The organism is Reichenbachiella agarivorans, assembly GCF_025502585.1.
GTDB classification, from domain to species: Bacteria; Bacteroidota; Bacteroidia; order Cytophagales; family Cyclobacteriaceae; genus Reichenbachiella; species Reichenbachiella agarivorans.
Genome location: NZ_CP106679.1, coordinates 2,145,907 through 2,168,659 on the forward strand (window position 1 = coordinate 2,145,907; position 22,753 = coordinate 2,168,659).

14 protein-coding genes are annotated in these 22,753 nt (G+C 39.9%); 6 read left to right on the forward strand and 8 right to left on the reverse strand.

Annotated features, from left to right (window positions below):
- Nucleotides 1–124: 124 nt before the first annotated feature.
- Genes N6H18_RS08945 through N6H18_RS08965 form a run of 5 tightly spaced genes read right to left on the reverse strand, consistent with a single transcriptional unit; the run spans nt 125 to nt 7,661 of the window.
- Nucleotides 125–1,276, reverse strand: coding sequence for a Wadjet anti-phage system protein JetD domain-containing protein (locus tag N6H18_RS08945; protein ID WP_262311495.1), 1,152 nt, complete (start codon nt 1,274–1,276; stop codon nt 125–127).
- Nucleotides 1,273–4,623, reverse strand: coding sequence for an ATP-binding protein (locus N6H18_RS08950; RefSeq protein WP_262311496.1), 3,351 nt, complete (start codon nt 4,621–4,623; stop codon nt 1,273–1,275). Before N6H18_RS08950 ends, N6H18_RS08945 begins: the two co-directional genes overlap by 4 nt.
- A 37-nt stretch (nt 4,624–4,660) precedes the next feature.
- Nucleotides 4,661–5,245: a DUF4194 domain-containing protein gene (locus N6H18_RS08955; RefSeq protein ID WP_262311497.1), complete on the reverse strand. Its 585-nt coding sequence runs from the start codon at nt 5,243–5,245 to the stop codon at nt 4,661–4,663.
- Nucleotides 5,242–6,702 carry a DUF3375 domain-containing protein gene (locus tag N6H18_RS08960; protein ID WP_262311498.1) on the reverse strand — a complete coding sequence of 487 codons (1,461 nt, stop codon included), beginning with the start codon at nt 6,700–6,702 and terminating at the stop codon, nt 5,242–5,244. Before N6H18_RS08960 ends, N6H18_RS08955 begins: the two co-directional genes overlap by 4 nt.
- Complete coding sequence (locus N6H18_RS08965; RefSeq protein WP_262311499.1) at nt 6,699–7,661, reverse strand: HNH endonuclease; 963 nt, start codon at nt 7,659–7,661, stop codon at nt 6,699–6,701. The genes N6H18_RS08960 and N6H18_RS08965 overlap by 4 nt, the downstream gene beginning before the upstream one ends.
- 345 nt (nt 7,662–8,006) lie before the next feature.
- Between N6H18_RS08965 and N6H18_RS08970 the strand changes: the two genes are divergently transcribed.
- Both N6H18_RS08970 and N6H18_RS08975 read left to right on the forward strand, forming a co-directional pair.
- Entirely contained in the window at nt 8,007–10,031 is a 2,025-nt protein-coding gene (locus N6H18_RS08970; RefSeq protein ID WP_262311500.1) for an alpha-amylase family glycosyl hydrolase, read from the forward strand.
- 519 nt (nt 10,032–10,550) lie between these two features.
- A complete protein-coding gene (locus tag N6H18_RS08975; RefSeq protein ID WP_262311501.1) occupies nt 10,551–10,679 on the forward strand; it encodes a hypothetical protein in 129 nt (42 codons plus the stop codon).
- A 275-nt stretch (nt 10,680–10,954) separates the two neighbouring features.
- Here N6H18_RS08975 and N6H18_RS08980 read toward each other — a convergent pair whose 3' ends face one another.
- Entirely contained in the window at nt 10,955–11,596 is a 642-nt protein-coding gene (locus N6H18_RS08980) for a uridine kinase family protein (protein ID WP_262311502.1), read from the reverse strand.
- 123 nt (nt 11,597–11,719) lie between these two features.
- Between N6H18_RS08980 and N6H18_RS08985 the strand changes: the two genes are divergently transcribed.
- The 4 genes from N6H18_RS08985 to N6H18_RS09000 all read left to right on the forward strand — a co-directional run bounded on the left by N6H18_RS08985 (nt 11,720) and on the right by N6H18_RS09000 (nt 14,594).
- The gene (locus N6H18_RS08985) at nt 11,720–12,001 is read left to right on the forward strand and encodes a sll1863 family stress response protein (protein ID WP_262311503.1); all 282 of its coding nucleotides are present in this window, start codon (nt 11,720–11,722) and stop codon (nt 11,999–12,001) included.
- Between the two features lie 143 nt (nt 12,002–12,144).
- Nucleotides 12,145–14,022: an ABC-F family ATP-binding cassette domain-containing protein gene (locus tag N6H18_RS08990; protein ID WP_262311504.1), complete on the forward strand. Its 1,878-nt coding sequence runs from the start codon at nt 12,145–12,147 to the stop codon at nt 14,020–14,022.
- A 166-nt stretch (nt 14,023–14,188) separates the two neighbouring features.
- Entirely contained in the window at nt 14,189–14,401 is a 213-nt protein-coding gene (locus tag N6H18_RS08995) for a hypothetical protein (RefSeq protein WP_262311505.1), read from the forward strand.
- Between the two features lie 10 nt (nt 14,402–14,411).
- Nucleotides 14,412–14,594 carry a PspC domain-containing protein gene (locus N6H18_RS09000; protein WP_262311506.1) on the forward strand — a complete coding sequence of 61 codons (183 nt, stop codon included), beginning with the start codon at nt 14,412–14,414 and terminating at the stop codon, nt 14,592–14,594.
- Here N6H18_RS09000 and N6H18_RS09005 read toward each other — a convergent pair.
- Together N6H18_RS09005 and N6H18_RS09010 are read right to left on the reverse strand one after the other, a co-directional pair.
- Nucleotides 14,581–15,252: a 4'-phosphopantetheinyl transferase family protein gene (locus tag N6H18_RS09005; protein ID WP_262311507.1), complete on the reverse strand. Its 672-nt coding sequence runs from the start codon at nt 15,250–15,252 to the stop codon at nt 14,581–14,583. The genes N6H18_RS09000 and N6H18_RS09005 overlap by 14 nt on opposite strands.
- Nucleotides 15,253–15,313: 61 nt before the next feature.
- Nucleotides 15,314–22,468 carry a type I polyketide synthase gene (locus N6H18_RS09010; RefSeq protein WP_262311508.1) on the reverse strand — a complete coding sequence of 2,385 codons (7,155 nt, stop codon included), beginning with the start codon at nt 22,466–22,468 and terminating at the stop codon, nt 15,314–15,316.
- Nucleotides 22,469–22,753 lie beyond the last annotated feature (285 nt).

Sequence of the window (22,753 nt, forward strand, 5' to 3'; positions counted from 1 at the left end):
GTTTCTTTGTGTTAGGAATATTGCCTTGAATAATGGAAATCATCTATCACTACCCACTACCATGGGAGGCCATAAATAATCAATCCTTTAGATTACCATGTTCAGGAGCAAGTTCAAACAGCCTTCACTCAAGCTTATCAAAAAAGCTTCGAACATATTCCAAAGGGATTTTTTCCTGCTCCAATCGCCAATTGTTTGTTTTTAACAAGTCATAGAGTTCTCTTTCTTGTTCGTTTAGAAAACTATCAGCTGTTACATATGAAACAGTCCCGGCATCATATTCAAAGAATTTGTCAAATGTTTCTCTATCCATCAAAATGCTTCGAGTTTGATTAAAATAACTTCTGAACTGAGAAAGAATTTCAAATCCCTGTGCGTCTATATCACCCCAATAGAGTAGTTCTATATCTGAGAGCCACTTCGCATTTTTAAGATTATTGATACTATATCCACTTCCAAAAATTGCGATGGTCTTTGTCATTTTTGGAAGAGTCAGGGTTGTGTAGAGCGTCGTTTTATTTTCAACAACCAGAACGCGCTTTATAGGTAAGTTTAGTGATTCGAACTGACCAACAGGAATCGCAATATCATTGAGTCCCTGAAAGTAACTCTTGCTTATTTCCTGATCAAGAATTTTGAACCTTACTTGAGGTTCACTGTACTTTAAATTGAACCTCTTTTCAAATTGCTTTTCTTCTTTGTTGACATTATCCGAGATGATTAGATCGAGGAGTTCTTTTAATATTCCTTGATTCTGCTCTATGAACTTGGTGTGGACTTTAATTGGTAATTCTCTCAGATAAAGTCTTGGGATCGGGTTCTTTAGGAAGTATTGGCAGACTTTTATCAAATCTTCCCACTTATCTTCATTAGCTATAATTTTTGAAGGATATTGTATAATCCATTCTTTTAACTCAGGAAGTTCATCGATTATTTTTCGAATGTTCTGTTCAAAAACTTTCACTTCCTTTTCCTTGTTTAAGTATTTCAAAAAGTCTATTTCAGTATCGAAATAAATGGCGGTTGGTAGGTCTTGGGTGCCTAAGTACTTTGTCTTTACCTTCTGAAAATCTAAGGAGTAACCATACCCGTTCTTATCCTTAGATTGACTTAAAATTGATCGAATTTCTCTTTCAAATTCTTGTAATGAAGATTTGGTGTAGCTTTTATCTCCAGTTATTACGATCCTGTCAAAAGTTTCATTTCTAACCAATGTCTGTAAAAAGGAAGTATACTTTCTCAGAGATTTGGCCCTAATCTGCTCGGGGGTAATCATTGTAAAATAAATTTGGCTTTCTCTTCTTGGAATTGCTCTATTGGCATGTCATAGAGCCATGAATATTTCTCTTCCTTTCTTTCAACAAAGTGAACAAACGAAATGTCATTTTCTACGATGTGGATATTGTCACTTGGGGTCACTACCAATAATTGAAGGTGAAGTTGCTTACAGAGTGTGATCAGATATCTAGCCTTATCTTCATCTTGAGCTTTGAAAGCTTCATCAATGGCTATAAATCGGAAAGAGTTGCTTTGAAGACCTTCTTTAGTTAGGCCGAATTGATAAGCTATTGCAGAGCCTAAAATCGTATAAGTGAGCTGTGCTTTTTCACCTCCTGATAATTGCCCCATGTTTTCATATGTCTTAAACTTTTGATCTGTTTCTTTATAGAATTCTTCAGCTTTATAGCTAAACCAGGATCGAACTTCCATTACTTTGGAACGCCATTCGGTATTGTCCAATTTCTTAATTAAAGGTTCGATGTTTTTATAAAAGTGGTTTTTACGACCATCAATTGATGCATTAACCTCTCTTATGTTAGGTATTGCAGCGTTGAGTAAATCCCTGAATTCCTTTACCTCATCGTTGATCTTATTGGGAGCAACAATTTGAATGTAGGTTTTGAAATCTCTGTCCCTGAAATCAATCTCATGAAGAGATTCATTTAACAAACGAATGTTATCTTTTATGGAGTCTGACCAATTTTCGAAAAACATCCTAAAATCACCCACTTTATTGGTTATCGTTTCCTGTAAATATTCATTGAATTTCTTTTCAAACTTCGGGAGATTGTCCTCTGTCAACCTTTTTAAGAAATCTTGATATTCACTTATCAATTCCAGATGCATGGATTCTGGAAGACGGCTAACATCTGAGCGCCAGTCTTTAAACTTATTTGTTATTTCTTCATTAGGTTGCTTAAATGCATTGATTTTAAGTTTTACTTCATCTTCATTTTTTCTTCTGTCTGTCTCAAGGGTTGATACTTCCCTTGATATTTCCTGTTGGAAATTGCTCTCTGTCCTTTTGATACCTTGAAAATCTACCTCAGATAAATTGGGATATTTCAGTTCAAATGATTTAGTATCACGTTCTCCCAAAGGATCAATGAGAAAGCGACTTTTTTCAAGACCTTCTCTAATCAGCTTTATATTGGCTTCCTGATTGTATATTTCTCTATTCTTGCTGTCAATTTCAACGTTGGTCAGATTCGTCAATCGATCCTGCACTTCCGTCAATTGCTTCTGAAGCTCTTTTACTCTATTATTCGTCTTCTCCAAAGTGCTTTTTTGACTTTCCTTATCCTGAATTTCTAGAGCAAAGTTTTCCCAGTCAATGTCGTCATACTTCGTGTATACCTTAAAGAGTTCTGAAAATGCTTCTCTCTTGCTGTCTATATCCTTTATGTTTTGCTCAATCGAACGGACTTTCTTTGTGGCAGACTGTTCATCCTCTTGTAATTTTCGAGCCTCGTTTTTCAGTAAACTTATTTTCTCTTTATTGTCCCACCCTAACACATAGTTTTCTTTTCTGGTGACATGAGGACGATCGTCTTTCTCATGTTTTCCTTTGCCAAACTTTATCAATCCCTCCTTTGTGATTGCTTTCTCATTATAGAGCACAAAGTCCTTCAAATCCTTCACACATGAGTAGTTATAGTTTTTGGTTAATACATCTTCTAACCACTCACTGTATATGTTCTTTGGTTTAAATTCAACCTTATTTAGTAGCGAGTTTTGAGGTGGAAGTTCACTTCTCATGCTTGCCAAAGAGGTGTATTTCTGATATCTCTGATAAATTATCCTACCTCGAAGGTTGGTCTGGTTCACGTACTCGTTCACCTTGGCATAATACCTTTCGGGAACAATTAAGCGCAAGGCGAAATTGTGAAGGATTTTCTCAATTGAGGATTCCCATGAGGTTTCTTCATCTTTGACCTTGATCAATTCTCCGATAAAGGGAATCTCTTCTTTAGTTGCACCTACATGTTCTAAAATATCATCTCTGATTTCAGAAACCCTCGTTGGTATGTTATTCTTGTTTTTCTGAAGAGATTTAATTGTTTCAACCCTATTCTCTATTTCACTTTTAATACGATCAAGCTCGTTTTTTGTGAGTCGAAGGGCTTCATCCTTGTCCGATCTTGCTACTTCAAGATCAGCTCTCTTTTGTTTTGAGTACTCTCGATTGGTTTGAAAGGTTTCTTCTCCTGGGTTTATGCTCAACTCAAGGCTTTGAGCAAGTTTGTTATAATCATTAAGCTTCGATTTTCTTAAATCACGACTCTTTTCGAGTTGCTTAATTTCCTTTTCTAATTCCTTAATTTTTCCTCCAACTTCATCTCTTTCAATAGAAAGAGATATAGACCTCTCTTCTTGTTTAAGAGAGTCTTCTTTGAATTTTAGCTCTTTGAGCTCTTCATTCAGCTCGGAGAGTTTTTCTTCACAAGTCTGTAATTCTTTTTCTGACAGTTCAATATTCTTCTTGGCAAACCAATAGACAGCAACTTCTTTGTCAAGGTTTAATCTTGTTAATTCAACTTGTATACGTTCCAATTCAATAGTGATCTGATTAATTGGGGTTAGTTGAGAAATTTGTTCTTTGGCCTTTTCAATGTTTGTTTTAGCATCCATCAAAGTCAGGAAGCTCTCTTTGAGTTGAATGAATTCTGTTTCTGGATCTAGCTTTTCTAGCATGTTTGTCCTGATAAACTCATCCAAGTCCTCTAAAACTTTCACTCCAACAATATGATTGAAGAGACTCAACGCATTGACTGATCGCATCCCAAACAGATTCCAGATTCTTTCAGCATATGATGTTGGTCCATCTAAGAATTCAACTTTGCGTTTGCTGCTATTTGAATTGTAAGTTTTATCGAGTCGCTTTTTCCATACCCCTTTTGAATCGAACTGGTTAAAGTCGTTTTCAATTTCTAGTGCAATATGAGCGATTCCAAAATTTCTTTTTAGCTCTCCATTGGAAAACCACCTAACCTGAAATAAGGTGATTTTCTTTTGATCTGTGTTTGAAAAACTTGCTAAAATGACCGAATAAGTGCCTTTGTCTCTTAAAGATTGTGTGGATGTTGAATATTCGCCTTCTCTTTGGATGCTACCATAGTTTCCTAGCACATAGGTTTCTTCAGTTCTGTCACCTTTTTTCTCAACTCCTGAAGACTGATTATAAAACCTGTCCTTTTTGGTAGGAACCATCAAGGTGAGAAGCGCATCTATAAAGGTGCTTTTTCCTGAGGCATTTGCACCTGTGAGCAGCGAATTATTTCCTTGGGGTTGGATTCTAAAAACACGATCATTGTAAAATGTTCCCCAGTTAAAAACCTCCATGTATTGAAGTCTATAACCAGCTTTGTCCGAACTGGTGCTAAACAGACTCCACATAATCTTGTAATTTATTTTTGAAATCCTGAAGGATATCCAGTGTTACTTTCTCTTTGATTATTCGATGTATTTGATATCTAGTTTCATTTTCCTTTTTGCTCACTTCTTTCAGGTATCCGAGTTCAACAATTCTTTTAATATAGCCGTCTAACTCTTTGATGAACTTGACTCGATTAAAGGTTTCAGGCAAGAACATTTCAATTTCATCTTTAATCTCAGAATCAGCAATGAATTTTTCACCACCCTGAAATTGTGCTGGGTTGCTGTCAAATTCTTCCAAACTCTGTCTTAGGACAATTAAAACTAATGAGGTCTCAAAGCCTATCTGTCGTCTTACTATTAATCCCAAAGTATTGCCATCTTCATCCTCCAGTTGTCTGACAAACGCAAACCCCTCGTCCTTTTTCACGATTAGTTCCAAACCTATTTGAGCGAGGTAATCTTGAATTTCTTCTTGATAATTATTGGCGATGTTTTCCCATTCTGGTGAGTTTCTTTCTACTATGCCTTTAAGCAACTTTACTATTGCCTTGGAATACGGTTTTGTTTGTTGTTCTAGTGTCCTCATTTGGTAATAATGATTTCAGGTATTTGGATCGATTTTTTGAGTTCACTATTAAAGTTTATGCTCTGTACTCGATTTGAATTGATAGTGTACTTGAATTCTTTTGCAATACTGATGTATCCAAAAAGTTCGGGAAGCCCTTTTTCTATTCCTCCGGAATGATCTATCACTTCCTGAATTGTTGTTTGATTTTTAACTTTCAGTATTTCAAGTACTCGCTTCCGAAGTAACTCCTTGTCAATTGAGGATTGTAAAAAGAGTTTATTTAAATAACTGGATTGAGTTATGTCCTCAGACGCCAAGGTTGGCCTGCCATTATACACTTGTTCCTCCGTTTGCTCCAAGGTGATTTTTCTCTCGAAAGGGATATTGATGTCAAAATCAGTCTCAAGTTCAAATGAAATGTCAGGACGTTGTTTTGTTTTACTTATTTCAATTAAGGATTTCTTTATTTCGAGAATTGTGTTCTTTGTAGCTTCTGATTTTGAAGCTTCACTTTCCCTTATTATTCTGCTTAGTTTTTCAGCCATTTTATCATTGGCTTTATAAACTTTTTGCCCCGAATTATGGAGATGCCTTTTCATTCCCTTCAGAAAAAGATCGTTGGTTTCAATTCCTTTTTCTTCTAATGTTACGAACAACTCTTTTGTTAGGATTTCCCATTGGTGCTGTAAATCAGGATTTAATAGGAAAGACCAGAAGGCATAAAAACTTTTTCCCTGTTGACTTTCTTTAAGCTCATCAAGTGCTTCGAAGGTAAATTCAAGAATATCACTCTTAGTAAGGCTTCCATCTGTGTGTTTTTGATAGATAACTTTGGTAATCTCTTTGAAATTATCTTCAACTTCCTTGAAGTCAGAAAGCAATTCCTTGGCAGATTGATTGAGTTGATTGAAGCGAGGCACGATTTCGAATTCCTCAAACACTTTGACATCATCTCCAATTTTGATTCTCTGAATTTGTTGCTCTATTTCTAGCTTTTTGTCTTCTAATAATTGAATTCGTTTTTCAGCATCATCACTAGAAAATTCTACAAGTTCTTGAAGCTGACTAAAGATATTTTTGAATTTAGATTCTGTTCCAACATATTCTTCCTTCTTTAGGCTGGTGAGCCAGTCAATGGTTTTACTGGAATGTGAAGAAAGTTCATAAAAGATATCTCCTCTTTCATCTTGATAATTTGTAAGAAACCCCTTGTTTGTCCAATGCTGTATAAACTTCTTTGCTTTAATTTCATAGGTATCAATAACCTCTACTTCATTTTCTTCATCGTTTTCAATTAGCCTGAATTCTAGGTAATCAGCGAGTTGAGCATGAATTACTTCAGAGGATATTGTGGTTTTCTGGTTTGAGAAGGTGTTAATCAAAAAAATAATAATCGCATCTCTATTTCGAAGCTTGAGAAGTTCAACACTCGGGGAGTTGTTTAATATGTCTGATATTTTGGAACTGTCAATCATTGTTTAAAAACATTTACTCCATGCCACTCCAAATTCTCCCTGCTCGGCCAGTAACTGGCTTGATTGGGTAATACAATCTTATGTCCACTGTACTGTCGGATGGAATATGAATCTTCCTCTATAAAACCATCAGATACACAAACTACATAATCAGGATTGATGGAAATTAATCCCTTATCAAAAGCCCGGTGAAGGTTCGGACAAAGAGCAATGCCATTGGATACTGTATCGTCATAGCTTTCGCTGAAAGGGACGATATGGCAGGCATCAATCATGGAAATATTGTAAGCAGTATCGATCTTCATTCCTGAAATCCAGCACCGGTTCCCGTATATTCGGGGGATTTCGCGTTTGAACAAACTGCCGCGTAGAAAAATCTCTTCGTCCGCTTTTTGATCAATCAGTCGTCTAGTTGCCGTGCGATACTCACCAGGAGGCTCATTGACGATATTGTCCTTCGCATCTGTTAGCAGTTGATCTGCACCTGAAGTTCCTCCCGAAATTTTTCCTTTTGTGTCTGGAAAATACTCATCCAACAAAAAATGCAAGAGAATCTGGCTCGACTGATGATCTATGAGCAGGGCATAAAGATCTGGTTCAATCTCGGCATATTCCACCGCTGAATTGAGAGAGGAAAAGCTCTTTACCAACGAGCCCATTTTTTTCAGATCACTAAACCCCGATCTGGGCACAAGCCTCCAAAACCCCTCACTTTTCATGTAGAAAAACGGATAAGACATGCGACAATCATGGTTGGTGATGACGAGTTCGCTCCAATTGGATTTGAAAAGAGCGACAAGTTCAGGTGTGATATAAATACGGTTATCGGTGATCTGGCCCCCTTGATATGACTGAATGATCGAAATCAGTAGGATGGGCTTGTGCGGAGCAATTCCATGAGAGCGGTCTACTCGAAGTTTTTTGAATTTTATAAGATACTTTGATAAAACCTCATCCATTGAAGTGAATCTCGTTATATGAGCTTTAGTGTCATTATGAAAACCTCCCATTCTCTTTATTTTTGGAAGGTCAGTAATATTTATTAATTCTCAATAAAGCTGCTTCTCTAAGATATATAATAAGCATTTAAAGAGGGAAACTTTGAATCCTTATTTAAGTAAGTTTAAATGGAGCTTAATTATTAGATGTTTGTTTATCGTGATTGATGACTTCTGATCAAAAGAAGAAAAGATAATTCCTAAGAAACTTCAAATCAAGCTTGTCAAATCATATCTTGTATAGGCAAAGACCAAAGGCATTTCTTTTGGTCTGAATGAAGAAATTAACAGGAAGATCTACCTCTCATGAACAAGAAAATTGGATTAGTCGCAGACGATGGATGGTTGGAGCCATATGAGTCGGATATACTACAGCGGTACAACTATTTTCAGGATCGACTTCAAGCTATTGTGGATCAGTATGGTTCATTGCGAGATTTTGCTTCGGGCGATTTGTATTTTGGATTGAACTATGACAAAAAACAAAAGGGGTGGTGGTATAGAGAGTGGGCGCCTGCTGCGGATGGACTTTCGCTGGTTGGAGATTTCAACCATTGGGATCCTTTGCATCATCCTTTGACCCAAGATGAAACAGGTATTTGGGGTATTTTCATCCCAGACAAATCTGAGTTCCCTCTACATCATGGTGAGCTCCTCAAAGTGAAGGTTCAGAATGCATTCAATGAGCGCGACAGAATTCCCGCTTATATCAAAAGAGCCGTCCAAGATACGGAAACCTATGATTTCAAAGGGCAAATCTGGAACCCGAAAAAGGTTTTCAAATGGACGGACAAGAATTTCGATCCTGTTACGATTACAGACCCTCTCATCTATGAATGTCATGTCGGAATGGCGCAGGAGAAGGAAGGAGTAGGAACGTACGTCGAATTTGCAGACGAAGTGTTACCGCGGATTGCTGCCTTGGGATATAACTGCCTGCAAATGATGGCAGTGCAAGAGCATCCTTACTATGGATCGTTTGGCTACCATGTATCCAATTTCTTTGCGCCGACCTCTCGTTTTGGGACTCCCGAAGATTTAAAATATCTGATAGACAAGGCACATGGCATGGGTATAGCTGTGATCATGGATGCGGTGTACTCTCATGCGGTGAAAAATATCGCCGAAGGTCTCAATGATTTTGATGGATCCGAAAATCAGTATTTTCACAAAGGAGGTCGTGGCTATCATACAGGTTGGGATTCCAAGTTGTTTGACTACAATCGTACCGAAGTACTACAGTTTTTGCTGTCCAATGTTCGCTATTGGATGGAGGAGTTTCACTTTGATGGATTCCGTTTCGATGGGGTGACGTCCATGCTTTACCATCATCACGGTGAGGGTGTGGCATTTGATCACTATGACAAGTACTTTAAGGACATGGTGGATTGGGATGCGATTTGCTTCCTGCAATTGGCCAATACCTTGATTCATGAGATCAAACCAGGAGCGATTTCGATCGCTGAAGACATGAGTGGCATGCCTGGCATGTGCCGAAAAGTAGAAGAGGGAGGGATCGGTTTTGATTACCGATTGGGAATGGGCATTCCTGACTATTGGATCAAAACGCTGAAACACAAAGCGGACGAGGAATGGGACATCCATGAAATGTGGAATGTATTGATTAATCGTCGTTACAAAGAAAAAACCATCGCCTATGCTGAGTCGCATGACCAAGCCTTGGTGGGAGACAAGACCTTGGCCTTTTGGTTGATGGACAAGGAGATGTACTGGCACATGTCCAAGGATGACACCAATCCGATTATAGATCGGGGAATGGCACTGCACAAAATGTTGCGTTTGTTTACGGCAGCTCTGGGAGGTGAAGGTTATTTGACCTTCATCGGCAATGAATTTGGTCATCCCGAGTGGATTGACTTTCCTCGTGAGGGCAATGGGTGGAGTTATCAGTATGCCAGACGCCAGTGGTCGCTGGTGGACAATCCGGACCTGAAATACAAGGCCTTGAATGATTTTGACTCTGCGATGATACACTTGCTCAAGGAGTATCAGTTGCTCTCCTCACTGCCCGCACAGCAGCTCAACATGGATGCGGCCAATCGAATCATCATCTTCGAACGAAACAACCTAATATTTGTATTCAATTTTAGTACGGATCAGTCTATTGCGGATTACAAGTTTTTTGCACACCGAGAGGGTAGCTTTGAGCTAGTGTTGGACAGTGATGCGGAGCAGTTTGGGGGGCATGGACGCTGTGATGCAGAGGTGATTCATCACACGCTAGAGGTAGAGGATAGGCCACAGCTCAGTATCTATACACCATGCCGCACGGTACAGGTGTTGTCATGGATACCTGCGAAACGGGTGTAGCTGTGTGCAGTATGCAAAGATGAAAAGTATGGTCTTCGACTTTTTTGTCTTGTGACTAATGACCTGAGGTTAAATAAATGGATTCGAATAGATTCAAAGGAGGTGGTTTTTGAAAAGGGAATGGAAGTTTTGATTCTAGAAAGTCAGCTATCTGACTGAAACGACAGCCGAAACACATGAAAAGACCCTGAATACACGATTTTGTGGCTTTTTTATGAAGCATAGATGTTTCGACCCTTCCGACACGCCAGAAACACTGAAACATGGATGTTTTGACCCTTCCGACCTTCTGGAAATGCTGAATCACGCATGTTTCGACCTTTTCGACCTTCTGGAAACGCTGAAACACGCATGTTTCGATGTTTCCCACTACCGGGAAAGGCTGAAACATGGATGTTTGGGGCTTGGGTTGGATTGGGGGCATTGTAAACGAACGCGAGTGGGCAATTTCTGTAAATCCGCATTTGCGCCATAGCTATCCCTTAGGGACAAAATGCTACTTTCTACATTTAGGTGTAGTTGCAAACTACACCTAGTGGGGGGATCAAAGTGGCACTGCGTCCCGAAGGTCTAAAAATCCTGCACACCAAAGATAGTAGAAAGCACTGCTACTTCTCAGCGGCAGATATCACAGTCGAGTTTCACTGAAACCAGCCAGAACCCACGTTGACATATGCCCGATCAGCGTCTATTATATGCCTTTATTCGCTGAAGAACATTTTCCTGAAACCCAACAACTTTTCAGCCTTTATGACGATTCCGAGGTTGTTTGGCACTAAAGTTTCTACAAAAGTTCTCTGAGTTTGTGGGATTTCAACAACCTTAATTTTTCCGTTGGCTTGATGTTTGAACCCTGCATAAAGAATACCTACCAGATATATATAGTTGTCTAAAGTTGGCAGGTGATGGTTTGACGGACGAAATTATACTTCATCTTTCAATCGGCTATCCAGATATGACTGAATGACTTTTAGTGCATTTTCGAATGTTGAGCCATTGTTGGGAACGACGATGTCTGCGCTGTACTTGTAGGGGGAGATGTACTGGTGGTAGGCTGGCATCACGTGGTATTCAAATCGATACATGACGTCTTCCATGTCGTAGTTGCGCTCGATGGCATCTCTGATGATACGTCGCTTCATCATCAGGTGATCGTGCGTATCTACAAATATTTTTAGATCTATTTGCTGGCTGATTTCCTTTTCGCTGAACACAAAAATCCCCTCTACTACTATGATAGGAGCTGGCTTGGTGACTATTATCTTGGGTGTGATATTCGGATTGTTGAAGGTATATTCTTCCCTTGAGATGGTTTCACCTTGCTTGAGCTTTATCACATCTTTGGCGAATGCCAACAGATCAATCGATCCCGGTATGTCAAAATTCACCACTCCATTTTCGTCGATGAACTGTTCCTCATAGGGTCGATAGTAGTTGTCAAGCAGCAGGACACTGATTTGCTCTGAGGAGAACAAAGCTTGTAGATCGGTTAGGAGTTTGGTCTTGCCCGAACCACTGCCGCCACATATACCGATTATGTAGGGATTGTAATTTGAATTTTTCAATTTGGGACTCATTTAATGTGTTAAGCCTGCAAAAGTAGTATTCTAAGACAAGAATACTGAATCATCGTTGTATTAACTGTGCGTTACTTTCTATCTTTAGTCAAACTATAAACATTTACATGTATGAGTGTTGAACATCAAGGTCAAGTTGAAAAAATCCTGAAAGAACTGGGAAAGAAAATAGACGAGCTAATCAAAGAGGCCAAAGGTGCCAAAGATGAAATTCGTGATGAAGTAGAAGCCAAGATTAAGGTTTTGAAAAAGAAGCGAGACAACCTGGAAGAGGAGTATGCTGATTTTAAGGTGAAGAATGAAAGCAAATGGGTGGAAATCAAGAATCACCTGTCATCTGCAGCTGAGGAGATCAAATTGGCTGCCGAGGCTGCTTTCAAAAAGAAAGAGTAATCTACGCCATGGCTGCTTCTGACTGAAACTATTCAAGTTTAATTCAGAGCTATAGCTGATGCTGATCATAACTTGCCATAGATTTGCCATTGAATTCTTGTCACCATCGGGATGATGAGAATCGTATGATAAAATAGAAATTTATGCCTCCAATAGCAGTATCAGTAGAAAAATTATCCAAAAGTTACAACGACAAAGAGCTTTTTGAAAAGGTCACATTTGGGATCGACCAAGGTCAAAAAGTAGCGCTTGTCGGTGTGAATGGCTGTGGCAAATCCACTTTGCTCAACATCATCTCTGGCAAAGACAAGCAAGATGAAGGGTTGGTTTCTTTTCAAAAAGGTCTGAAAGTATCTTACTTGGCTCAATCACCTGATTTGGATGCTTTTGATACCGTCTTGGATTCTATTTTTGATCCCAATCACCCTGAGTCTAAACTGCTGGGAGAGTATTGGGAGTTGGTCGAAAAGGAAGAACCTACCATGGCTGATCAGTCACGAGTTGAGTACCTGATCTCTGAAATCGATGGTAGAAATGCCTGGGATTACGAATACAAACTCAAAGAAATTTTGGACAAACTGGGCATCACGGATCTGAATCAGAAGATCAGTAGCATGTCAGGAGGGCAGAAGAAGCGTATAGCGCTTGCCAAAGCGCTTTTGGATGATCCAGAATTTTTGATCCTCGATGAACCCACCAACCACCTGGATCTCAATATCATCGAGTGGTTGGAGGATTACTTGAGTTCGCAGAATTTGTCGATTCTGATGGTAACTCACGATAGGTATTTTCTCGACAAGGTGTGTAACGAGATCATTGAGATTGACCGTGGACAAATCTTCAAATACAAAGGCAATTATTCTTATTATTTAGAGAAGAAGGCCGAACAGGAAAGTATCAATTTGGCAGAAAAGGACAAAGCCAAAAACTTGCTTTCCAAGGAATTGGACTGGATGAGGCGCCAGCCTAAAGCACGAGGGACTAAGTCCAAATCAAGGATAGAGGCTTTTTACGAGACAGAGAAGAAGGCCAATGTGGACTTGAGCAGACAGAATATGGAGATCAAGCTGTCAGGAAGACGACAGGGGAAGAAGATTCTGGAGCTTAAAAAAATATCCAAAGCATGGGGAGACAAATCTGTTTTCAAGAATTTTTCCCACGTTTTTGCCAGAGGAGAGAAGATAGGCGTAGTGGGGCAAAACGGGACAGGAAAATCTACCTTCCTCAACGTCCTCACGGGAGAGATCAAACCTGATGAGGGAACGATCGAGCAGGGATTGAATACTGTTTTCGGGTACTATCATCAGCATACAATCGAGGAAGATCCAGGAAAGAAAGTGATAGATGTCATCTCAGAGATTGCGGATTCTATCGAGCTAGAGGATGGCAATGCCATCACAGCTTCTCAGCTATTGAATCAATTTTTGTTCCCGCCCAAAACGCAGTATTCGCATGTGTCTAAATTGAGTGGAGGAGAAAAGAGGAGGTTGCAACTGCTCAAGGTATTGATCACCAATCCTAACTTTTTGATTCTCGATGAGCCAACCAACGACTTGGATATTGTGACGCTCAATGTATTGGAGGATTATTTGGACAACTTCCCAGGTTGTCTGTTGGTTGTGTCGCATGATCGTTATTTCATGGATCGATTGGTGGATCATTTGTTTGTTTTAGATGAGACTGATGAGATTCAGGACTTTCCTGGCAATTACACCGACTTTAGATTCCAACTAGAGGAAAAGAAGAAGGAGAAGGTTGACGAAAAATCAGATCGGGGTGTTGAAAAGGTAAAATCAGAAGAAAAACGCAAATTGAGTTATGCGGAAAAGCTGGAGTTCGAAACCTTGGAATCAGATATTGAAAAATTGAATAAGAGGAAGGCAGAGTTTGAAGAAAAGATGAATTCTGGAGAAACCGATCATGCAGTATTGACGGAGTGGTCCAACGAATTGTTGGTGATCAATGATGAGATTGATTCCAAGGAGTTGAGATGGCTAGAACTGTCCGAAATCTCACAGTAGAAAAGCGGACACATACAGGTTGCTGGGTGTCCGATATCGTAACAGGTTGTTTTTTAGTATTTTGAATACTTTATATAAGTATTTGATAAATAGTTGTTTATGTTTTTTGGCACAGGCTTTGACGAATGAGAGTAGGTCATAACTCAAAATAAATAAACCTGATCCCATGAAACGATGGAAGTTATCTGACAAGCGCGTGTTGTTGATTCTCTTAGGAGTATTGACAGCCGTTATCATTGGTTTTGACTCCAATGTCAGTGATATGAAAATCGAAATGTTGACAGTACAAGAAAATACTGTCAATGTCCGATTGACTCGTCCGATTGCCAACATCTCGTTAAAATATGGGACGCTTAAACAATTTTTTTTAAATTACTAAAGTAGAAATCATGACAAGAATATTGAAAAAATCAAGTGACAGAGTATTAGGAGGAGTATTAGGAGGGATAGCTGATTACTTTGGGTGGGATTACACCTTGGTGAGATTGGCCTATGTGATTCTCAGCTTCATGTCTATTGGATTCCCAGGCATTATCGTTTACCTCGTGCTTTGGTTCATCATGCCTGATTGATTTCAGGCCGATGACCTTCATGCTCGATCATCGAGTAACAAATGACTTCATTTTTCCAGCGCTGGAAATCCATTTTATAGTGAGAACCATTGCTCATTGTTTTGGGCATTTGAATCAAAGGTTTGATGTAATACTCGTTTCCTGATAAGATGACTTCACAATCATGAAAATCTATAAATGACTTGGTGAGTTGGTATTGCATTTTGTAGAATGTCTCTTTCATAGAAAAAAACAAAGTGCTGAGAAACTCGCTTTCAGCATTATTGGCCGATGAGAGTAGTTTGATTTCATCGGAGGTAAAAAACAAATCCCATAGATCGGGTTGTACTCTACCGATGGTTTCGATATCAAGACCTATGGTTTGGTATATTTGGTGTGAAGCAAGTATTGCTCCAGCCAAGTGCTGCGAATGGCTGATGGATCCTGTCATCCCGATGGGCCATTTGGGCGCACCAGAAGTTTCTTTCAATATAGGAGAGGTCATCCCAACCTGTTTTAAGCATTGATGTGCACAGTATCTGCCTCGACAAAAGTCTAATAATCTTTTTGATTCATAGTGAATAGCTACCTTTTGTTCTTCAGTGTGTAGAATTTCTGTACCTACATCTTCATTGGTAAAAAATGAAATGACATGGTGAGAAGCTGGTATCTCAATCATAAAAGGGGTAATGAAAAAACTCCCTTCAATAGAGCATGCTCTACCGAAGGGAGAATGTTTATTAATTTTCGACAAGTACCAATTTTAGATCAGCACTGATCCTTTGGCGTATGAAGTCCTTGTTCCTACTCACAAACCAGTGATCACCGTGCACCAACTCCTGCTTAAATTCTGCAGTCGTATGTTCTTGCCATGGAGTCATTTCTTCTGGCAAAGTAACCTCATCCTCAATCGCTGAGAATACGGTGATAGGGCAATTGAACTTGTCTGCCTCGACAAAGTCATAGTTGATCAAAAGAGCCATGTCTAATCTCATGATAGGGAGGATTTTTTTGACATACTCTATGTCATCTATGTAGGTCATCAAGCCCAGAAGCTTCTGCTCAGAATTGGAAGAGATGGTAGTTTGTGCCATTACATCCAGATTCTTCCAAGTATGAGTCATCTGTGGAGCCATCGTTGCAGAACTAAAGAAGCGTATGGGCTCCTTGCCATGCTTTGCACGTAAAATTCGGGTGAGTTCGAAGGCGACTATGCCACCAAAACTATGACCAAAAAAGGCAAATGGACCATCCAGAAGTGGTAGAATGGATTGTTCTAAATCCTCTAGGAGGTCTTCTATATGAGAGAAGAACCCTTCTTTTTTCCTGTTTTCTCTACCAGGCATCTGTACTGCATATACATCAGTTCCTAACGGCGCATCGTACATAAAGTCATTGAACATAGAAGCTCCTGCTCCCATCGAGTGAAACATGAATAGTTTTATGTTATTACTTGGATAACCCTCTTCATTTTTCTTATGTACAAACCACTTGTTGATTACTTCTATATCTTCTTCTGTAGAGATACCCGATTCATCGTTGGCGACACCTGTCTCTGTACCCGTGCTGCGTAGGCTGTCGATGATGTGATTGGACATTTCGACGATACTAGGTCCTTTGGATATTTTCATCAGTGGGTAATTGAATTCCAATTTTTGGAGCATCCAATTTCTCAATTGATTCATCATCAGGGAATCAAGACCAATGGCTGAAATAGATTTGTTTTCATCCAGTTTGTCAGGAACAGTACCTAAAATTCTGGCTAATGCTTCTTTCAAATTGATTGTCAATATACCGAGAGCTTCACCATTGGAAGTAATGATTTGATCTCTCAAACTATCACTACTACTTTTTGCTGAGCTGACCTTTAGGTTTTCATCAGAAAGCAGATGGTTGAGCTTAGCATCGTTTTTGAGATGATAGAAGAATTCTCTGAATTTCAGCCAGTCAATATTGGCGGTCATTCTGACTGCTGCTCCTTCGAGTAGCATGGTTTCTACTTTGCTCGTCACCTGATGCAGGGTCAGAGGATTCCAACCTTGGTTTTCGAGTACATTTAGTAGGTTGCCTGCATCTTTTGACATACCCGCAAAATTCCCTAGTACACCTAGATTTACGCTTTGTGCATTCAAACCTTTTGACCTCCTATAGATGGCTAGCTTGTCCAAAAAGTTGTTGGCAGAGGAATAATTTGACTGACCTGGGAATCCAACTACTGCAGAAATGGACGATAGTGTCAGGAAAAAATCTAGATCAAGTGATTCGGTCGCTAGGTGTAGATTCCAAGCACCAATGGCTTTGGGAATAAACACTTTCTTGAACAAATCTTTGTCCATTCCTTGTATGGTAGAATCGTCTATGATTCCAGCACTATGAACCAGTCCACCGATTGGCAAAGTGCTATTTACACGGCTGATCATTTCTTGTACTTGATCACGGTGTGATAGGTCAAGCTTTTCGATTGAGATATTCACACCCTCCTCTTGTAGCTTGCTAATCCAGTTTTTGTCATAATCAGTTTTTGCACCACTACGGCTCACCATGACGAGATTTTTTGCACCTCGATTGGCTAGGAATTTGGCCATTTCAAGTCCAAATCCACTTGCTCCTCCAGTGACCACATAGGAGAGATCAGGAGACAGCGAGAGTCTTGTCATGGGCAACGCATGCACAGTCGTATCCTCCATTGACAATACCACTTTGCCCACATGAGTACTTTCAGTTTTTAGTTCGATGGCTTCTTTGATTTTACCGATCTTAAAGGTCTGAAATGAACCGACAGACAAAGACTGGATAGCAAATAGCTGTGTGACTTTCTGAAACAATCGTGCAGCCTTTTGAGGCTTTTGTTTCATTAGCTTTTCGATATTGATAGTGGTATAGCTCAGGTTTTTGCCAGATCTTTTGATGCTTAGACTGGTTTCATCAGAGACATCCGTACTGCCGATATCGATAAAGCGACCAAAATCTCGAAGACATTTGATACTCTGTACGATAGATTTGCCATTCAGCGAGTTCAGAACCAAATCGACCCCCCCTCCGTCGGAATCTTGCATGACCGTATCATAAAAGGAAGTTGACAGGCTGTCATATACGTTTTTAACACCCATTGTTTGTAACGTAGCCCTCTTTTGGTCTGAATCAGCAGTTGTATAAATTTCTAGTCCTTTCATTTGAGCCAGTGCAATAGCTGCCAAGCCTACGTCATCAGTAGCTGAATGAATGAGGACTCGTTCGCCTGCTTCGAGTTGACCTATGGTAAACATACTGTAGTATGCAGTTAGATAATCATAGGAAATGCAAGAGGCTTCTTCAAAGGACAAGTGATCAGGCTTGTGAGTTACACAGTGTTGCGGAGCAGTTGCTTTCCCTGCAAATGCCTGGGAAGTAAAACAAATCACTGCGTCACCTACTGAGAATTTGGTGACATTGTGACCCACACGGGTGATGACTCCACTACATTCGGAACCTAATTGATTTTCTATAGATTCTTGGTCTTGCATGCCTCCATTGATGAGGAAAATATCTCTTGAGTTGATACCCGCTGCCTTTACATCAATTTCAATCTCTTCTTCTCCCAGTTGTGAAGGTCCTGTTTTTATGAATTTTATAGAATCCAAAACACCTTTTTCCTGAAGAATGGTATGGTAATATGAGCCAGAAGCAGCGATGCTTTCTGAAGCAGATTCTTGCGCTTTTTCTTTTTCGACTGAAAGCAAACGTTTGACAAATATCTTTTCACCACGAAATGCAAAATCAGTTTCTTCACCACCATTGGAAGTGGAAGAGATGAACTTCGCTAGATTTGATGCCTCTTTCTCATTGTTGAGATCAGCTAGGTCAGCAATTTTGATGGTAGCTAAAGGGTATTCGTTGAACATCACTCTACCTAATCCGAATGAGACAGATTGGAGGATATTGATGCTTTGATCCGAATCCACTACCCTATCAGCTTGCTCGTTGATCAACCAAACGGACAGTTGCATTTCTTCTTCTATAATGGCATTGAATATATTGAGGACTTTCCAGCTGAGGTCTACCGCTGTGATTTCTATTTCCTGCCGTTTTTCAGAAACTGGTAGGGTGATCACGATTCGGTTGAGAGTAGGGTGGTTGTTTTTAATCTCCACGATGGCCTCCCGAACCGTATCCCTGTCAGAAAAATCATTGATAGAAGGACGTATGATGGTAGTTCCATTTTCTACTAGTTCCTTCTCTAGTTTTTCTGCTGAGAAATCGTTTTCTGCAATCATTAACACCTTGTTTTTTGCTGGCTTGAAAGCAAAATCAGGTGCATCTATCCAGTTGTATTCGTAGCAGCCGCTGTACGCCACATCTTGACTTTGTGTCCTAGACCCTTCGATGTACTTGCAATGTAGCCCTTGGATTTCGGCAATCAATGTTCCGTCTTCGTCTAGAATACAAAAATCACCTTTTAAATACTGCGCACTAGCTTCGGATACCATGACGTAGCTGTACACATCAGACGATTTGGGTTTCGTATGAAATTTGTAGCGGTCTATATGAGTAGGTAGATAGATGCCTCGCTCTTCTACATCACTATCTAAATTGGCAGCAAAGATCGTGTGTAGACATGCATCCAAAATACAAGGGTGTAAGTTGTAATCCTCAATGCCATACTCTAAAGATTCGTGTAGATTCACTTTGGAGAGAATTTCATTGTCAACAACCCAGAGATTCTTGATCGCTTTGAAAGTAGCACCGTAGTACAGCCCACTTTTTTTCAGTTCAAGATACATGGGTTGAACAGGCAATCTATCATATATTCTTTCCTTGAGTTGTTCAAGATCAACGGTAGTAGAATTGAATTTGTCACCAAGGGTGTTCATCTTTCCGTTGGAATGCTTGACCCATTTGGCATTGGGCGTGTTTTTATCTCTACTCAGAACCCAATATTTCTTTTCCTCAGAATAGACTTCAATTTTCACTTCTGAGAATTCACCTTCCTCTGGCAAGAAAAGAGCACTTTCAAAATTTATATCTTCTAAGAATCCAAAGTCTTCTCCAAATGCCTGTTGAGCTGCCGCAATAGCCATTTCCAAATGACCAGTAGCAGGGAAGATGATCACATCATCGACTTTGTGATCGTCTATATATGGATCTATATGTCTATCCAACAGGAAGTTGAATGTGTAGCCATCTTCATTGGTTCCAGAACTGCTGTAATCCTTTACCAAAGGATGTATTCTTTTGGAAGTTCTTTGAGATTGGTGTTTAGAACTTTCATACCAGAATGATTTTAGATCCCATTTGTATTTGGGAAGGTCTAAAACATTATTCGCATGAGGGTAAATACTATCCCAATCCAAGTTGATGCCTTTGGTGTACAAAGAACCTAAAGTCTGCAAAAATCGAATTTTCTCATTTTCCATTCTTTTGATGGATGGAAAGATGGAAGCATTGGAATCTTTGTTTGAAAAAACCTCTTCGGCACCTGGCGATAGGGCAGGGTGTGGTCCTATTTCTATGAAAATGTCATAGCCGTCGTTGACCATTTCGCTTAGAGCATTTGAGAAATAGACAGGTTCACGTACATTGTCGTACCAATACTCACTCACCAAATGTAGTCCATTTTCCATTTTTCCAGTGACCGTCGAATAGAGGTCAATTTTGGCTTTGCTGGGCTGGAGTTGGGACAGCGAACTTATCAATTCATCCTTCAGTGGCTCCATGTGATGAGAATGGAATGGTACTGTCACTCTCAAGAACTTATTGAAGATGTCCTTTTTCTCCAACTGTTCTGCTATTTCGATGAGCGGTTCTTCGTCACCAGATAGCACAGCCATTTTTGGGCCATTGAGTGCCCCGATGGAGACTCTGTCGGTGACATCTTTGATTAATTCTTCTGCTTCTATTTGAGACAGGCTGACTGCCAACATCTTTCCTTTGCCGGTAGCAGCATGCTGTCCGCGACTTCTATGAAAAATCACTTGTACTGCCTGTTCCAAGGTTAAGGCACCAGAGGTATATGCAGCGGCTACTTCGCCGATAGAATGACCCACAACACCTTGAGGAGTCACGCCATGCTTTTTCCATAGCTCTACAAGGGCAATTTGTATGGACATGATGGCAGGCTGTGCGATTCTGGTATCGTTTACTCTTGAGTTTTCTTCATCCTTGTTCATTTCTTCCAACAACGACCAACCTGCTATCTCTTTGAAATAGCCTTCTATTTTTTGGATGGTAGATTTGAAAAGGGGCTCGCTCGCTATCAATTCCTGTCCCATAGCAAACCACTGCGGGCCTTGTCCTGTAAATACAAACCCGACTTTTTTTGCAGGAGTATCCACTTCGTTGATCACGACTCCAGATAGGATGTTGCCTTCTAAATAGGCTTCAATTTTGGTAACGATGTCTTGGGCATCAATACCAGCTATGGCAATGCGATGTCTCAGATCTGATCTGTGTTTTCCAATGTTATAGCATATGTCTTTCAGCGAATGTGCTGAGGACAGTAGGTAAGCAGCGTACTCTCTTAATAGGTTTTGGAGAGAGGATATTGTCTCTGCACTGGTGTGAAAGAGGTACATATTTTGATCATCAATGTCAACTTTCTTAGCTTGTGTGGGCATGATGTATTCTTGTACCACGACATGAGCGTTTGTTCCGCCGGCACCAAAGGAATTGACACCCCCTATTCTTGGACTGCCGTCTTTTTGTGCTGGCCAATCTGTGTTTTCACTGACAACTTTTAATTTCCAATTCTCCAGATCAATTTTTGGATTGATTTTGTTGAAATGAAGATTGCCTGGGATTTTCTTGTTTTTGATAGACAAGACCAATTTGATAAGTCCAGCTACACCTGCAGTCCCTTCCAAGTGCCCAATGTTTGATTTGACTGAGCCAATCATCAAAGGAGTGTCGGCACTTCTTTGACCAAATACGTTTGCAAATGACTTGGTCTCGATGGGATCGCCCACAGCGGTTCCAGTGCCATGAGCCTCTATGTATTGCAGTTTGTCTACATCAATGTTTGCTAAGGCATAGGCAGTTTTCAGCATTTTGGTTTGTGCAGACTCGCTAGGTACTGTAAATCCGTCACTGGTATAGCCGTCAGAGTTGCATGAGGTGGCTTTGATGATACCATAGATTTTGTTGTTGTCCCTTTCAGCATCCTTCAATTTTTTGAGATAAACAACACCCACACCTTCACTTCGTACATAGCCATTGGCTTTTTCATCAAAGGACTTGCAGTAGCCATCAGGACTCAGGAAGTTGCCTTTGGACAGCATGAGGGTTGATTCAGGGTTGATGATAATATTGACACCTCCAGCTACGGCAGAATCAGCGGTTTGATCCCAGATGCTCTGACAAGCAAGGTGCACAGACACTAGAGAGCCAGAGCAAGCAGTGTCTATCGATATACTTGGTCCTTTGAGATTGAAAAAGTAAGAGATTCGATTGGCAATGGCAGTCAATGCTGACCCCATGGTGACATGAGGTGAAATTTTGTATCTATTGTCTTGTTCGACTTGGTTGTCCCAATAGTCGTTGGTAAATAGACTCATAAAAACAGCAGTATTGGAGCCGTTGAACTTGTCAAGCTTTTCTCCAGCATCTTCAATGGCTTCAAATGTGGTTTGAAGAAGGAGTCTTTGTTGTGGATCGATTCGTTCTGCTTCTTTTGGAAATATTTTGAAAAACTCATTGTCAAAGAGATCTATTCCCTCAATGAAGCCTCCTTTGTTGGTTTTGATTTTGCCTGCTTTGTTTGGATCGGGATCATAATACTCTTTGTGATCCCATCTTTCTTTTGGTATCTCGGTAATACCGTTTACCCCCTTCATCAATTTTTCCCAGAATTGCTCTGGTCCATGAATCTGGCCTGGTGTATGACACCCAATACCAACTATGGCAATGTCTTCTTTTTGCATGATAATAATGTTTAAGATGTTAGAATTTGTATGAGCACAGCTTTGAGCAACTTCATAGTCGTTGTACATTATTGTATTAACAAAAGTGAATGTGTTTGAAATTTTCCTAGAGCATTTGTTTACTACCAGGAATTGTAATCTCCACATCAAGTAATTTGTTATCTAAGCAATACCGTATAACGGTTTAAATGTCAAAGCAGTGCTATATAGTATTAGGGGCTTTCGTAATCATGTCTTCGGTCGAGAAATGATTTTAATGGATCACATAGCTTAAAGTTTTTTAAA

Coding starts and splice junctions, on each gene's coding strand:
- N6H18_RS09000 (WP_262311506.1), top strand. CDS start 14,412: ATGACAAGAATATTGAAAAAATCAAGTGACAGAGTATTAGGAGGAGTA.
- N6H18_RS08995 (WP_262311505.1), top strand. CDS start 14,189: ATGAAACGATGGAAGTTATCTGACAAGCGCGTGTTGTTGATTCTCTTA.
- N6H18_RS08955 (WP_262311497.1), bottom strand. CDS start 5,245: ATGAGGACACTAGAACAACAAACAAAACCGTATTCCAAGGCAATAGTA.
- N6H18_RS09010 (WP_262311508.1), bottom strand. CDS start 22,468: ATGCAAAAAGAAGACATTGCCATAGTTGGTATTGGGTGTCATACACCA.
- N6H18_RS08985 (WP_262311503.1), top strand. CDS start 11,720: ATGAGTGTTGAACATCAAGGTCAAGTTGAAAAAATCCTGAAAGAACTG.
- N6H18_RS08970 (WP_262311500.1), top strand. CDS start 8,007: ATGAACAAGAAAATTGGATTAGTCGCAGACGATGGATGGTTGGAGCCA.
- N6H18_RS08990 (WP_262311504.1), top strand. CDS start 12,145: ATGCCTCCAATAGCAGTATCAGTAGAAAAATTATCCAAAAGTTACAAC.
- N6H18_RS08945 (WP_262311495.1), bottom strand. CDS start 1,276: ATGATTACCCCCGAGCAGATTAGGGCCAAATCTCTGAGAAAGTATACT.
- N6H18_RS08965 (WP_262311499.1), bottom strand. CDS start 7,661: ATGGATGAGGTTTTATCAAAGTATCTTATAAAATTCAAAAAACTTCGA.
- N6H18_RS08950 (WP_262311496.1), bottom strand. CDS start 4,623: ATGGAGGTTTTTAACTGGGGAACATTTTACAATGATCGTGTTTTTAGA.
- N6H18_RS08960 (WP_262311498.1), bottom strand. CDS start 6,702: ATGATTGACAGTTCCAAAATATCAGACATATTAAACAACTCCCCGAGT.
- N6H18_RS09005 (WP_262311507.1), bottom strand. CDS start 15,252: ATGATTGAGATACCAGCTTCTCACCATGTCATTTCATTTTTTACCAAT.